The following is a 13345-nucleotide window of genomic DNA, read 5'->3' on the forward strand; positions in this document are numbered from 1 at the left end:
AATGAATGACGTTTATTGTCTGAGAAGCCCTTAACTGGCGAGCTGAGTATTAAGCTGTGTTCCGGCATCACCAGCGCAACTGACCTTCAGCATTACGGATAACCAGCCGGGAATATGTTCCCTGGTCATCTTCAGTAAACACATTGCGGTAAGCTGTTTTGACGGCAACAGCCTGTTCGCGTGAGAAAGGGCCTTCGGGCAATAAACGTGATGTACAACCCGGCATATCTGTTGCTCCCTGAAAGTAAAAAGCCCCGGTCATGATGACCGGGGCCTGAAGGAGAGTGACCTGATTATCAAAAAGTCACATTCAGCGTGGCCTGACCGTTATAACCTTCAGCGCTGCTGCCGCTGACGCTGTGGGCATAACCGGCCTGAACGCCCAGGGTGATATTTTCCCGGACACGGGCTTCCAGTCCGGCCTGCAGGTCCAGTGACGTGCCATTCCGGGACGGTGAGAACGTCATGTTACTGCCGGCGGCGGCTGTACCCATGCTCATGTCACCCCGGGAGCTGAAAGTGCGGATAACAGAAGGCTGTACCCACCAGTTCACCGGCAGTTCACTCACACGGTGTTTTGTACTGTCGCGCAGAGTGTCACGGGATGAGGTGCCTTCGCCAAAGGTCATATCGTTGTGGCTGCCCAGACGGAAACCGGCACGCACATGTTGTGCACTGCCATGCCCGAACTTCACATAACCGGCGTTATCCTGGCCGTCATCCAGGGAAAGTCCCTGCCAGGTATACTGCAGTTGTGGCTCCAGCATCAGGTTGTCAGTGATACTGAAGGGCAGACCGGTTTCCAGTGAGCCCAGCCAGCCCCAGCCCCGGGCGCGGAAGTCGTTATTGTCCGATGACGCTTTCATGCTGTGGCGGGTTCCCTGGGCCACAATGTCAGCCCACAGGCCGGAGGACGTGTGTGTCAGATTCAGGTATCCGCCCAGGCTGCCGGCATCATCCCGGACCGTGCCGGCGCGGGAACCGTCATCATCCTTAACATCAACGGAAGAATGGCCAGCAGCACCATATACCCCCGCGGTCACAGACATACCGGCAACCTCTGTTCTGAGCAGGTCACCCTCCAGACGGACGAAGCCATAGCTGCCGCTGCTTTCCGGCGTGGCTCCACGGGCAATACCGCCGTTGTTATCGTGACCGAGATGACCGCCCTGAATGCTGAGACGGACGCTGTTATTTTCACCGTTTACACCGGTCTGATGGCTGCGGGAGCCTGCCAGAATCCGGTCATAGTCCATTGCCTGTGTCAGCATGGAGGCATACAGGGGGACTTCAGCACGATAAGCATTTTCACTGCGCAGGTACCAGTCTTCATCGCTGTCACGGTTCAGGGTGTAGTTAAAGGCGCCGGCCTGAAGCGGGCGACTCAGGGCAAACGCACCTTCTTCTGTGGTGGCGCCATTCTGTGCATCCACAACCCGGATACCCTGTCCGGTGGTTGCCACCCCGAGGTTGCTGTTTCCGACATTTGTAAACGCAAGCCAGGTTTTGCCGGTTGCCTGACCACCATTAATCACCAGCTGGTCAGAGGCATTGCTGCCATCAAGGCGAACACGCATATTGATGGTGCCACCCTGACCGGTGAGGTTACTGGTTGTCAGTTTATGGAACGTTACCGGGGCGTTGCCTTTTGCAACAGCACGGCTCAGTACGGCATCCGGTGTTGTCTGATTGTCAAAGTAAATCTCCCCTGCGTTAACAATATCGCCGGTACTGACCACATCACCATTCAGTACCATGCTGGCGCCTTTACTGAGCTGTGTTCTGCCACTCAGACTTCCCCCGGCAGCCAGCATCAGTGTTCCACGATGTCCGACAGTGGTGTTGCTGGCCTGTCCCCCGGCATTAACCGTAAAGCTGCCGCCATTTTCCAGCAGCAGGCCGCTGGCCTGACCGGATATGCCATCAATACTGAACTTACCGCTGGCATTGGTCCCCTCAACAGTGGCACCACTGTCTGCAATCAGGGCACTACCGGATGTCATGGTGACATCTGTTGCCTTACCACCGGCAGACACTGCCAGGGTTCCGCCGTCATCCACCCGTGTTTTCTGCGCTGAATGGCCTTCCAGTACATCCAGGCGACCGCCGGACTCCAGAACAACACCGTCAGCATTACCGTTTTCCACCGTGAAATTGCCCAGACGGTTGCTGCCGGTGACGGTTGCCGCCGTACTGGTGACCAGTGCGCCGCCCTGCTTCAGGGTGACATTCGTGGCTGTACCACCGGCGTTCACCTGCAGTTTGCCTTTCTGGTTAACGGTGGTGAAATCCGCCAGACCACCTTCCTTGACAATCTGCCAGCCGTCACTGTTTACAACCGTGTCAGAGGCTGTGCCTCCGTTGTGCACATACTGGTACCCCCCATTCAACGTGGTATCCAGCGCATGCCCGTGTACCGTCTGGTCGCCGCCGGCATAAACCACAGTGGTATTTGCTGTTCCTTCAACAGCCACAATCTGACGACCATTTTTATTGATGGTGGTACGTACGGCATTTCCGCGAACAAACTGCCCGGTATCACCATTTTCTGCATCCGGTCCCCCTTCCGCGCCGGTATTCACAACCGTGTCGGTTGCCATTGCGCCGGATTTGACGGCCTGCCAGCCCTTCTCATTAATGACGGTACCTGTTGCAATCCCGCCTTCATGTACCCACTGCTCACCGCCGTTCAGAGTGGTATTCACTGCCTGCCCCTGAAGGCTCTGTCCGCCTCCGGCACTGATAACCGTGTCTGAAACGCTTCCTCCGGCATTCACTCTCTGAAGACCACCACCGGTGACAGTAGTGTTGTTGGCGATACCGCCATTTTGTATCCATTGCCCGCCGGTATTGGCCTCGTTATCCGGCCCATACTCCAGACCGCTACTGATGGTCATTCCGTTGGCCGTACCGAGAACAATCTGGTTGTCATGATTTGTCAGTGTTCCGCCGTTCACGGTTTCTCCCGCCTGTACAACCGTGTCAGCAGCCAGTGCCGGGACTGATGTGACAGCAGCAAGAGACAGCACAACCGCCACACCGGCGCGTTTTCCCCGTGAGCGGGCCAGTTCGGAAGCCACCACCAGGGTGCCCGTAATGTGATTCCATACCAGCCTGTAGCTGGTGTTCAGATGTCGTTTCATCAGCTTTTCCTTACAGAGGGTGAATAAAAAAGCCGGTACCCACAAAAGTGGATACCGGCAGGTACAAAACAGCATGGTCAGATAAAGTGGTTTTTCCCGGACATAAATGCTTCCCCTCTCTCATCCGCCAGAGAAGTATCAGTCCGTTGTGTGCAATTCCGTTCTGCATGATGAAGAGATTCAGCTGCCTTTTCGCAGACCATTAACCACTATAAACGATCGATAGCAACGATCGATACCTGTTTTATCGATCGTTTTATTCTATTAATGACAAGGCGGTCACGCAAGAGAAACAGGAGGAGTATGAGGGGTTTGTGTCATGTTTTCAGTTGATTAACGTAATGTTATCAGGCATTTCCCTGGCAGACTGTTCAGAAGAAAATCCAGTTCCATACAGCGCGGGCAACAGAGACCACCGTGTCACGGACGGCACGCAGAACCGTACGGGCAACAGAGGCAACACAGACGCTCTCCGCCGTGTCAAATATCCGGTCCACCGCACCGGTAAACTGTTCACGGGCCTGAGCGCGGACAGATTCCGTGCGCAGCTCGTCCTGCAGGCGGGTCATCAGGGGACTGGCGGCATGGTCGGGAAGCGCTGTCATGAGCGCACTGACCAGCGTATCCAGTTCCCAGCCGGTGCAGGCCGATACGGCCACAACCGGATGTACGGGCCGGAACAGCCGGAATACCGCATCTGTTTTCTCACGAATGTTCTGTGCCTGTGCGGGAGAAGGCTGAATGCCGGCCATATCCCATTCATGGCAGGGCTCCGTTTTGTCGGCCTGCGTCACCACAAACAGCACCTGCTGATGTCCCCGGTGCAGGATGTGTCGCCAGAAATACTCATCCACAGACAGGGCACGGTCATCGGCTTTAATCAGCCACAGTACCAGGTCAAGTTCAGGCAGAATGTCACGGTACAGGGCTTCATACTCTGCATCCCTGTCCCGGCTCTCGCCCACCCCGGGCAGGTCAGTGATAATCATGCTGTGACCGTGGCCACTCAGACGGAAGCGCCGCACTTCCCGGGTGCCGGCGTGAACATCACTGACCGGGGTGACCTCCCCCTGAAACAGTGCATTACAGAGTGAGGATTTACCGGCCCCGCTTTTACCCATAATGCCAATCACGGGTTCGTGACTGGTGAGTTTGCGCAGATGTTCCAGGATGTGACGGGAAAGTGAGTAAGGCAGGGAGGAGAGCGGTTTTTCAATTGCCTCAATGGCATCAGACGGATTCATATATGTATTCCCGGTGAAAAAAGACAAAACCCCCGCACACCGGAAAGGTGGTGGGGGACTCACGGAGATAATATATGTCTGAAATTATCTGGAATGTCGGTACCTTTTATACTCTTCAACAATCAGGTCATGCAGCATTTCGCCGGTACTGAGTCTTCTGACCCTCGATAATTCTTTGAGCTGCGCCCTGGTTTCTGCGTCAAGAAAAAACTGTACATTGACTTTATCTTCCTGCATTTTTTTGTACTTGCGCTGCGCCTTGGCCTTATTGAAACTGTTTCTGAAATTTTTTATATCGTCAGGTGAGGTGAGTGGACAGGTAACCCATATGTCAAATGAAAGGTGAATTGCGTGGTAAATATCAGCAGAACCAGGAAAACTGGCCAGTTTTTCCAGTGCAATATTTTTTCCCTTCAAATAATTCCATGTCCATATGCATTCATGTTCGTTCTCCGGGAGGAGGTAACTGAAAGGACTCTTTGATTTAAATGCCCGCATCCATCTGTCTTTGGTCTGGATTATCCACTCATCCCGCAAATTCTTATCAGAAAGAATATCGAGAACTCTGAGTATTTGTCTGAACTGTGTCGATGAGTCCGACGGGAAGGCATTCCCTTCCAGATACTCTTCTTTAAGATACAGTTTATTCTTTTGAAGCAAGTCTGCGCTTATTTTTGCCCTGTTATTCTGGATAAACTGCATCAACAGATACCAGGAAAATAAGCATGCGCGTTCACTGCCCGCGATCCAGGATATTTTTTCCAGGGGGACCAGGAAGGCCAGGGCCTTCAGACGCATACCAGAAATTATTTGTTCAAGTTCAAAATCTGAAAGTGTGATGTTCAGATTTTCTCTGTTTTTTTTTATGTAAGCGATAAAACGTTCCGGGGGATCATAAACATTAAGGGGTAGTACGGAGATATTACGCTCTCCAAGATAATAAGAGTAATACGCATTTGTTCTTTCATTCATAACCTTATCCGACAAAATTTTCTGAACCATCCTCTTTCTCCGGTTGCTTAAAAATTAAACATAATAAGGTGATAATAACATGATAAAAAGAAGTTTATAATGGTATATTAAGGTGGTCAATAAAAAGGCAATCTGCGCGCTGTACAGTCATTCTGACAGGAAATGCAGGAGGAAGGGAAGGTAACCGGCTTCGTTATGCTGACAGGAATACCTGTTATCATGGAAGTGCACTCATGTGGCCGACGTAGCTTAAGAGGATGGAAGAGTGGAGACTGCAGACAGGGGGTATTGAAAGGTAAACATGTTTCGCCCGCCAGCTGCACCGGGGGCCAGCATCACTTTTTTTACGTTGTAACCCGGTATGCATTCCGGCTTTGATGATTACAGTCAGAGGGCAGCAGACTGACGTTATTTAACCGGACAGAAAAATTATGGACACTGAAATATCGTCTGTTAATACCTCGTTTGTCGGTGTGGTATTCCCTGTATTACCGGCGTCACCGATAAAGAGAGTTATAAACGCCAGAAAGGTACCTCCTTTATGCCGGGGAACACTTACGGAAAATGAAGTCTGAAAAGGAGCACAATGAAAAGAGGCGTGTCCCGTAAATATAACGAATCATCGCAGGATATGCATTATCAGGTGATACCAGAGGGCATTAAACTGTCGCCACGGATAAGAATATACAACATTTCTGATAACAAAACATCATAACGTGTTTCAGATATGTTCCGGCATCAGTCTGACGGATATTATTTCCCGGGAAAACAAACCTGCTACTGTGACGGTTAACTGTATCTGCATAAATTATTTATGATGAAAGAACAGTATTACGGATTCAAATATCATCCTGTTTGCATTCAGGCGGACATTCCCGGATGCCGGAAAGAATATCCTGCAGGCTGAGTGAGTCTCTTCCACAGTGCCGGGATCGCTGTCGCCACGTACATATTGTCACCAGGATGGGTATGTACCGCAGCATGCCATTTCTGGTGAATAACCGCACCTGCACATTCAGTCTGCTGAGAACCTGACGTGCATCGGGCTGTAAAGAACATCCCTGTCCGTGGCTCCTCTGGTGGTGTTGCCTGCTCAGCAATGACAGGATGCCCTTAAGACGCCCGTCATGGCTCAGTATGATGACGACGAACACGCTCTGCAGGTGAGCATGCGGGGCCGGGAGCATCATCATTTCCGTATTTTGTCACACCTTCCGGAAGCAACCGGCATCAGTTGCGGTTATCGTCAACCGTTGTGCGGTATGCCAGGAGCACGTACTGATCCATCAGATCCGTCAGTGCTGTGCTCTGCCTCTGACGGTTGATGATCCATTCCTCCAGCTCTTTTTCTGATTTCCGTTTCAGGTTCTCTTTCCAGTCTTCAAGGCTGTTTCCGGTCATTAAATCAAGCCAGCAAAGCCAGACCAGTTTGAGGCGCAACTCCGTGCCACCAAACTGACGGAAGAGGCTAATCAGTTTATTTGCCAGAGAACGCTGCCTCAGACGTTCACATTCAGACAGGAGAATGCCTTCCAGCATCGGATGATGAACCAGCAGATGTTCACTGGTGCATAAATTCACGATCAGATCATCATCCAGGGGCGGCGTGGCCCGTTTGTCAGGGCCATAAATCAGCCGGTGCAGGCTCTGGGGTACGATGGCAATCTCCGGTTTTTCACCATTGAATGACACCCACCCGGGCGTCAGATTATGGAAGTAGTAGATATTCGGATGACACACGCCCCAGGATACGGCGTGCCGGGTGAAGCCGGTCAGCCATTTCTGGTAGCTTTCGTGGAGCCATTCGTAGCGGGTCTGATACTGTTGTTTCATTTTCATATTCCTCACGGGGATATAACAGGCAGCAGAATGCCGCCGGCAGGCCGGGGATTACGTCTGCTGCGGGTGAACGGATAACGGTCAGAAATTACGGGCGGGGCTGTGCAATACGCGCCTGTAGCCAGGCTTCCACTTCACTTTTCAGCCAGCGGGAGCTGCGGCCCAGCTTGATGGGAGCCGGAAAGGCCCCATCCCTGATGAGCCTGTAAAACCACTTATCTGTCAGGCCGGTCAGTTGAGTGATAAATGCCATGTCGACCATCTGGTCATCCATCAGTGAAACTGGGGTAGCCATGAGAATGTTCCTCCGGATGTTGTTAAACCAGCCGGTGTGGTCATGAAAACAGCGCGCCACCTTCACCGGCATAACAACCGGGGAGAAACGTAAAAAATAATCGGGAATGTGACCGCCAGGAGATAAACGGGGAGGTTGCGGTGGCTGAGCCGTACCGGTATACCGGGTGGTTGTTGCGAAAAGATGCTTCCGCACGCACGCGCGATAAAGAGGGGGTAGTTTTCGTGAGGACAGGGAGAGAAGCAGGCGTTCTGATAATTGCAGAGTTGTTTTCGGAGGTGGTTACAGTGAGTCAGCCCGTTCCTGGCGAGGAGGAGACTGATATCACCGATGGGATAAGGCTGTCTGATTGGTATTATAAATATAAGAAGTCATCAGAGAGTAACGTAAAGGATTTGCCAGAGTAAGCTAAGAGAGTAAATCTCTCCGGTAACAGAGCGCTGTGAATCGTTCATGTATCAGAGTGCAGATACATGAACGCTGATGCGTAAAATCAGCAGTGACACGCCAGCTCCCCCTGTGCCCATTCCTGTATAAGACATGAACTGAGCGTATTAATGCTCCTGCCCTGAGACTGAGCCGGTGAGTGAGGGGCTGAGAAATCCCTCTTGACACTGCTCTAAACCAGAAATACTTCCCCGGTTGTTGCGGTGCGTCCGGATCCCCGATAACGGAACACTAAGGCTGTATTGCGGGACACCAGGTAAGTGGCAGCCCGTAATACGTCAGGAGACGCGGGAAAAGTGAATTCCCACACGCGTTATAAACTTACCCTTGCGGAGCTGGAAGCCTTTAACTCTGCCGTTGACAACCGGCTGGCAGAACTGACAATTAACAAACTTTACGATCGCGCGCCGGCTTCCGTCTGGAAATATGTCACCTGAATATTGAAGCAGCGCTACGATGACTCCGGTGTTATCTGCACCGGAGGACCGGGAACATTAAGCGGTATAGCGACAACAAAGAATTCGAAATCAAAAGGGAATGGTGCCGGAGGCGTGGGCAGTAATGGGCTGATTTTCAGGTATTACCGGCTTACAACGTGTGGTTGATATTGAGGGGCTGTGAGTTTCGCGTATTTGTCAGAAACCCAGATGAGTTTTCCTGTATGGGACGAAATAAGGCAGCGGCAATACCTGGAAAATTTAATATGGTATGAAGGAGAACCTGTCGGTTACGCTTAATATACACGGTACACTGTCAGCTCAGGGGATACATGAACCGTTATCTCACCAGCTACACAGTATACACACACTGACGCTGACAGTAGTCAGCAGGACCACAATAATCAGCGCCAGCAGTATGGTAACGATACGGTCTGTATTCCGGTAGTAGCCGAAGGGGTCGACAGAACCACAATACGGGCAACACACTGTATTATGAGTAATCGCGTTTCCACAGTCCCTGCACTTCTTTTTGCGTATCACCATCACTCCCTCCTCACAGCCTTACCCGTAACCGGTTTTTTACATTAAAAAACGACGCTGAAAATTCAACCGTCAGTCCGGAGACGACCGTTCGGGTTATCACAGAGTGCCTGAGACAGTGTCCTGCCGGAGGTCACTTCAGGGACTCTGCGTATTTTTTACGACGTGGCTATTCCGTATGAACCATACGGAGATTTAACCATGACCTACAAATACAACCCCTTCTGGCAGCAACGTATTCGTGAGACGGTGCGGCACGCACTGAATGTTCATCCCCGCCTGACGGCATTGCGGGTTGACCTGCGTCTCCCGGATGTACCGGCAGCAACGGACGCAGCTGTGATATCCCGCTTCATCAATGCCCTGAAAGCCCGAATCGACGCTTACCAGAAACGTAAGCATCGGGAAGGTAAACGCGTGCATCCCACAACCCTGCATTACGTCTGGGCCCGGGAGTTTGGGGAGTGCAAAGGTAAAAAACACTATCACCTGATGCTGCTGGTCAACCGGGATACCTGGTGTCGTGCCGGTGATTACCGCGCTCCGGAGTCTCTGGCCGGGATGATTAAACAGGCGTGGTGCAGTGCCCTGGGAGTGGATGTCGGGTGCCATGCCACGCTGGTGCATTTTCCGGCCTGGCCGGCGGTGTGGCTGGCGCGTAATGATGACACCGGCTTTCAGCAAGTGCTGGAACGTGCTGACTATCTGGCGAAGGAGCATACCAAAGCTCACTGCACCGGTGAGCGCAATTTTGGCTGTAGCCGGAGTTGAGCACGACTGGCGCGCCAATATCCGGCAAACCAAAAGTATGGGTTGTTGTCTGGCGGCAACGATGTATCCACTCGCCCACTGACTGTTTTTTACGTCAGTGTTCCATTGTGTGACAACCACAGTGCTGTAACAGCAACCAGCCTGCTTTACCCAAACTCCAGTCCAGATTTTAACTGAACCGCCATTCACACCCTGACCACGCTGCCCGTACCGGGACGGCTGTTGCCTGCGTGTCGTCTGGCGGCTGAGGTATATGACTATGTACGCAAAATCCTTTATCGCTCTTGATGGCAACGGACGTCTGACGGGCGCCCGTACTGCACAGGCCGCACCTTATGCTAACTACACCTGCCACTTGTGTGGCAGTGCACTCAGATACCATCCGCAATACGACACTGAACTTCCCTGGTTTGAACACACTGACGACAGGCTGACAGAGCACGGTCAACAGTGCCCTTATGTCAGGCCGGAGCGCAGAGAAATACAGTTGATTAAACGTCTGCAGCAATTCGTACCGGATGCCTTACCCGTGGTGCGTAAAGCCAGCTGGCACTGCAGACAATGTCACCACGATTATTATGGGGAGCAGTACTGCACACACTGCCAGACCGGAGGATTCAGTATTCCCCGGACAACTCAGGAGGAAATATGCGAATTCTGAACTGTTATATGGCGAATGACAGCAAAGGCCATTTTGTTACGGCGAAAGAAGCTGCGAAGCACAACCGACAGGACGTTTTGTGCTGTGTGTCCTGTGGATGCCCGTTAACACTTCAGCGGGGCAATGACGGACAACCACCGTGGTTTGAACATGACCAGATGACTGTCGCTGAAAAAATCCTGCTGCGATGTACCTGGCTTGACCCGGCAGAGAAAGAGGCCCGTCGTTTGCATCTGCAGGGCATGACGGTTCCGGATTATACGGTGAAGGTGAGAAAGTGGTTTTGTGTGATGTGTGACGAAGATTATGAGGGGGAAAAGTGCTGCCCACGCTGCGGTACCGGGGTATACAGCAGGGCGTGGGGGCGGCAGGAGGTGCCGTCGGAAGATGCCAGGGCTGATAATCCGTTACAGAGGCTGTAATGGTTGCCTCCGGAGCAGTTTGCAGTGATGCCTTTCCCGGGAATGGATTGCCAGTGCGGGGACTGTGGAGCTTAATTCCGGTGTTGGTGGCCTTTCCGTTGATTTTATGCCAACAGCCCCCTGTGACTGACAGGCTGCCTCGTCATTCCATTCGTATCTCCAGTAACAGGGGGTTGTATTGTATTTTATTGTGCCGGTTCAGATGTGCGTTTCCCGGCGCGTCTGCACCGGCTTAACCAAATTCAACAGGGATAAAATAGTGGTAAGCGTACAGCCTGAACCGTCTGGTCAGAATCTGACGAATTAGACAAAGTGGTGTCCACCAAATAAGTAGTGGGAACCAAAGTGTCAGATATGCAGAAAAATGTGAATCCCGGCAGGCGAAAAGGCTGCCCTAATTATCCTCCCGAATTTAAACAGCAGCTCGTTGCTGCCTCCTGTGAACCCGGGATATCCATCTCAAAACTTGCTCTTGAAAATGGCATTAACGCCAATCTGTTGTTCAAATGGCGACAACAATGGCGCGAGGGAAAGCTGCTATTACCTTCTTCAGAGAGCCCCCAGCTACTTCCTGTGACTCTCGATGCAGCTGCCGAACAGCCAGAATCGCTCGCAGAGGATCCGGAAACCCTCAGTATCAGCTGTGAGGTAACGTTCCGGCACGGGACGCTCCGCTTCAATGGCAATGTCAGCGAAAAGCTCCTGACTCTGCTGATACAGGAACTGAAGCGATGATCCCGTTACCTTCCGGGACCAAAATTTGGCTGGTTGCCGGTATCACCGATATGAGAAATGGCTTCAACGGCCTGGCTGCGAAAGTACAGACGGCGCTGAAAGACGATCCCATGTCCGGCCATGTTTTCATTTTCCGGGGCCGCAGCGGCAGTCAGGTTAAACTGCTGTGGTCCACCGGTGACGGACTGTGCCTCCTGACCAAACGGCTGGAGCGTGGGCGCTTCGCCTGGCCGTCAGCCCGTGATGGCAAAGTGTTCCTTACACAGGCGCAGCTGGCGATGCTGCTGGAAGGTATCGACTGGCGACAGCCTAAGCGGCTGCTGACCTCCCTGACCATGCTGTAAATCTCTTTATCCTGGTTGTCACAGAATAAGCCCGGTAAAATAAGGGCTTATGAACGACATCTCTTCTGACGACATCTTCCTGCTGAAACAGCGCCTGGCCGAACAGGAAGCGCTGATCCACGCCCTGCAGGAAAAGCTGAGCAACCGGGAGCGCGAAATAGACCATCTGCAGGCGCAGCTGGATAAACTCCGCCGGATGAACTTCGGCAGTCGTTCCGAAAAAGTCTCCCGCCGTATCGCACAAATGGAAGCCGATCTGAACCGGCTTCAGAAAGAGAGCGATAGAGAGCGATACGCTGACTGGTAGGGTGTATGACCCGGCAGTACAGCGTCCGTTGCGTCAGACCCGCCCCCGTAAGCCGTTCCCTGAATCACTACCCCGTGACGAAAAGCGGCTGTTGCCTGCGGCGCCGTGCTGCCCGAACTGCGGCGGTTCACTGAGCTATCTGGGCGAGGATACCGCCGAACAGCTGGAGTTGATGCGTAGCGCCTTCCGGGTTATCCGGACGGTACGGGAAAAACATGCCTGTACTCAGTGCGATGCCATCGTGCAGGCACCTGCACCTTCGCGGCCCATCGAGCGGGGTATCGCCGGACCGGGGCTGCTGGCCCGCGTGCTGACCTCGAAGTATGCAGAGCACACCCCGCTGTATCGCCAGTCAGAAATATACGACCGGCAAGGTGTGGAGCTGAGCCGTTCACTGCTGTCGGGCTGGGTGGATGCATGCTGCCGGCTGCTGTCTCCGCTGGAAGAGGCGCTTCATGGCGATGTCATGACTGACGGCAAACTCCATGCCGATGATACCCCGGTCCAGGTACTGCTGCCGGGTAATAAGAAGACGAAGACCGGGCGGTTGTGGGCGTATGTTCGTGATGACCGCAATGCCGGGTCAGCGTTGGCACCTGCAGTGAGGTTCGCTTACAGCCCGGACAGAAAAGGCATCCATCCGCAGACTCATCTTGCTTGCTTCAGCGGTGTGCTGCAAGCGGATGCGTACGCCGGGTTCAACGAGCTGTATCGCAATGGTGGGATAACGGAAGCTGCCTGCTGGGCTCATGCCCGCCGAAAGATCCACGATATGCACGTCCGCATCCCGTCAGCACTGACGGAAGAAGCCCTGGAGCAGATCGGTCAGTTGTACGCCATAGAGGCGGATATAAGGGGAATGCCGGCATAGCAGCGGCTTGCTGAACGTCAGCGAAAAACGAAACCGCTGTTGAAATCCCTGGAAAGCTGGTTGCGTGAAAAGATGAAGACCCTGTTCTTCGGCTCTGGCCATGGTGGTGAGCGGGGAGCGCTACTGTACAGCCTGATCGGGACGTGCAAACTGAATGACGTGGATCCAGAAAGCTACCTTCGCCATGTGCTTGGCGTCATAGCAGACTGGCCGGTCAACCGGGTCAGCGAACTGCTTCCGTGGCGCATAGCACTGCCAGCTGAATAACACATCCCCGTCAATACGGCCCTCGCTGTACGCTTACTTTTGTTCGG

The 13345-nt window shown here is 52.9% G+C and carries 12 protein-coding genes and 3 pseudogenes; 8 read left to right on the top strand and 7 right to left on the bottom strand.

Annotated elements, in window-relative coordinates; all coding sequences use genetic code 11:
• Positions 1-30 precede the first annotated feature (30 nt).
• From EAS44_RS21310 to EAS44_RS21325, 4 genes and pseudogenes are all read right to left on the bottom strand, one after another.
• A pseudogene (locus EAS44_RS21310) lies at positions 31-226 on the bottom strand (DUF905 family protein).
• Positions 227-296: 70 nt separating this feature from the next.
• Complete coding sequence (locus EAS44_RS21315; protein WP_000820566.1) at positions 297-3143, bottom strand: Ag43/Cah family autotransporter adhesin; 2847 nt, start codon at positions 3141-3143, stop codon at positions 297-299.
• Positions 3144-3514: 371 nt separating this feature from the next.
• Entirely contained in the window at positions 3515-4387 is an 873-nt protein-coding gene (locus EAS44_RS21320; RefSeq protein WP_001352614.1) for a GTPase family protein, read from the bottom strand.
• Positions 4388-4471: 84 nt separating this feature from the next.
• Positions 4472-5389 carry a hypothetical protein gene (locus tag EAS44_RS21325; protein WP_000250228.1) on the bottom strand — a complete coding sequence of 306 codons (918 nt, stop codon included), beginning with the start codon at positions 5387-5389 and terminating at the stop codon, positions 4472-4474.
• A 1097-nt stretch (positions 5390-6486) separates the two neighbouring features.
• On the opposite strand from EAS44_RS21325, the gene EAS44_RS25810 reads away from it, so the two are divergent.
• Complete coding sequence (locus tag EAS44_RS25810; protein ID WP_032140970.1) at positions 6487-6684, top strand: hypothetical protein; 198 nt, start codon at positions 6487-6489, stop codon at positions 6682-6684.
• Here EAS44_RS25810 and EAS44_RS21345 read toward each other — a convergent pair.
• Together EAS44_RS21345 and EAS44_RS21350 are read right to left on the bottom strand one after the other, a co-directional pair.
• A complete protein-coding gene (locus tag EAS44_RS21345; RefSeq protein ID WP_000813458.1) occupies positions 6590-7192 on the bottom strand; it encodes a hypothetical protein in 603 nt (200 codons plus the stop codon). The genes EAS44_RS25810 and EAS44_RS21345 overlap by 95 nt on opposite strands.
• Positions 7193-7286: 94 nt before the next feature.
• Entirely contained in the window at positions 7287-7493 is a 207-nt protein-coding gene (locus EAS44_RS21350; protein WP_000235221.1) for a helix-turn-helix transcriptional regulator, read from the bottom strand.
• A gap of 761 nt (positions 7494-8254) precedes the next feature.
• Between EAS44_RS21350 and EAS44_RS21370 the strand changes: the two are divergent.
• Positions 8255-8377: pseudogene (locus EAS44_RS21370) on the top strand (Hha/YmoA family nucleoid-associated regulatory protein); the annotation flags it as partial.
• Between the two features lie 345 nt (positions 8378-8722).
• Here EAS44_RS21370 and EAS44_RS25645 read toward each other — a convergent pair.
• Complete coding sequence (locus EAS44_RS25645; protein WP_001297219.1) at positions 8723-8923, bottom strand: hypothetical protein; 201 nt, start codon at positions 8921-8923, stop codon at positions 8723-8725.
• Between the two features lie 198 nt (positions 8924-9121).
• Here EAS44_RS25645 and EAS44_RS21380 point away from each other — a divergent pair, with 198 nt between their 5' ends.
• From EAS44_RS21380 to tnpC, 6 genes and pseudogenes are all read left to right on the top strand, one after another.
• Positions 9122-9691, top strand: a complete 570-nt coding sequence (locus EAS44_RS21380) for an inovirus Gp2 family protein (RefSeq protein WP_000221544.1) — start codon at positions 9122-9124, stop codon at positions 9689-9691.
• Positions 9692-9950: 259 nt separating this feature from the next.
• On the top strand, positions 9951-10352 hold the full coding sequence (locus tag EAS44_RS21385; RefSeq protein WP_000270971.1) for a putative zinc ribbon protein: 402 nt from the start codon (positions 9951-9953) through the stop codon (positions 10350-10352).
• The gene (locus tag EAS44_RS21390; protein WP_001221615.1) at positions 10340-10774 is read left to right on the top strand and encodes a zinc-ribbon domain-containing protein; all 435 of its coding nucleotides are present in this window, start codon (positions 10340-10342) and stop codon (positions 10772-10774) included. The genes EAS44_RS21385 and EAS44_RS21390 overlap by 13 nt, the downstream gene beginning before the upstream one ends.
• Positions 10775-11128: 354 nt before the next feature.
• Positions 11129-11509: an IS66-like element accessory protein TnpA gene (gene tnpA, locus EAS44_RS21400; protein ID WP_001333468.1), complete on the top strand. Its 381-nt coding sequence runs from the start codon at positions 11129-11131 to the stop codon at positions 11507-11509.
• Positions 11506-11853, top strand: a complete 348-nt coding sequence (tnpB, locus tag EAS44_RS21405) for an IS66 family insertion sequence element accessory protein TnpB (RefSeq protein WP_000612591.1) — start codon at positions 11506-11508, stop codon at positions 11851-11853. The genes tnpA and tnpB overlap by 4 nt, the downstream gene beginning before the upstream one ends.
• A gap of 49 nt (positions 11854-11902) precedes the next feature.
• Positions 11903-13298: pseudogene (tnpC, locus tag EAS44_RS21410) on the top strand (IS66 family transposase).
• The last annotated feature ends 47 nt before the right edge of the window (positions 13299-13345 follow it).

The sequence above is a fragment of the Escherichia coli DSM 30083 = JCM 1649 = ATCC 11775 genome (genome assembly GCF_003697165.2).
GTDB classification, from domain to species: Bacteria; Pseudomonadota; Gammaproteobacteria; order Enterobacterales; family Enterobacteriaceae; genus Escherichia; species Escherichia coli.

What these genes read in the sequence shown, in the direction of transcription:
- EAS44_RS21315 (WP_000820566.1), bottom strand. Translation starts at nt 3,143, where the DNA reads ATGAAACGACATCTGAACACCAGCTACAGGCTGGTATGGAATCACATT.
- EAS44_RS21320 (WP_001352614.1), bottom strand. Translation starts at nt 4,387, where the DNA reads ATGAATCCGTCTGATGCCATTGAGGCAATTGAAAAACCGCTCTCCTCC.
- EAS44_RS21325 (WP_000250228.1), bottom strand. Translation starts at nt 5,389, where the DNA reads ATGGTTCAGAAAATTTTGTCGGATAAGGTTATGAATGAAAGAACAAAT.
- EAS44_RS25810 (WP_032140970.1), top strand. Translation starts at nt 6,487, where the DNA reads ATGGCTCAGTATGATGACGACGAACACGCTCTGCAGGTGAGCATGCGG.
- EAS44_RS21345 (WP_000813458.1), bottom strand. Translation starts at nt 7,192, where the DNA reads ATGAAACAACAGTATCAGACCCGCTACGAATGGCTCCACGAAAGCTAC.
- EAS44_RS21350 (WP_000235221.1), bottom strand. Translation starts at nt 7,493, where the DNA reads ATGGCTACCCCAGTTTCACTGATGGATGACCAGATGGTCGACATGGCA.
- EAS44_RS25645 (WP_001297219.1), bottom strand. Translation starts at nt 8,923, where the DNA reads ATGGTGATACGCAAAAAGAAGTGCAGGGACTGTGGAAACGCGATTACT.
- EAS44_RS21380 (WP_000221544.1), top strand. Translation starts at nt 9,122, where the DNA reads ATGACCTACAAATACAACCCCTTCTGGCAGCAACGTATTCGTGAGACG.
- EAS44_RS21385 (WP_000270971.1), top strand. Translation starts at nt 9,951, where the DNA reads ATGTACGCAAAATCCTTTATCGCTCTTGATGGCAACGGACGTCTGACG.
- EAS44_RS21390 (WP_001221615.1), top strand. Translation starts at nt 10,340, where the DNA reads ATGCGAATTCTGAACTGTTATATGGCGAATGACAGCAAAGGCCATTTT.
- tnpA (WP_001333468.1), top strand. Translation starts at nt 11,129, where the DNA reads ATGCAGAAAAATGTGAATCCCGGCAGGCGAAAAGGCTGCCCTAATTAT.
- tnpB (WP_000612591.1), top strand. Translation starts at nt 11,506, where the DNA reads ATGATCCCGTTACCTTCCGGGACCAAAATTTGGCTGGTTGCCGGTATC.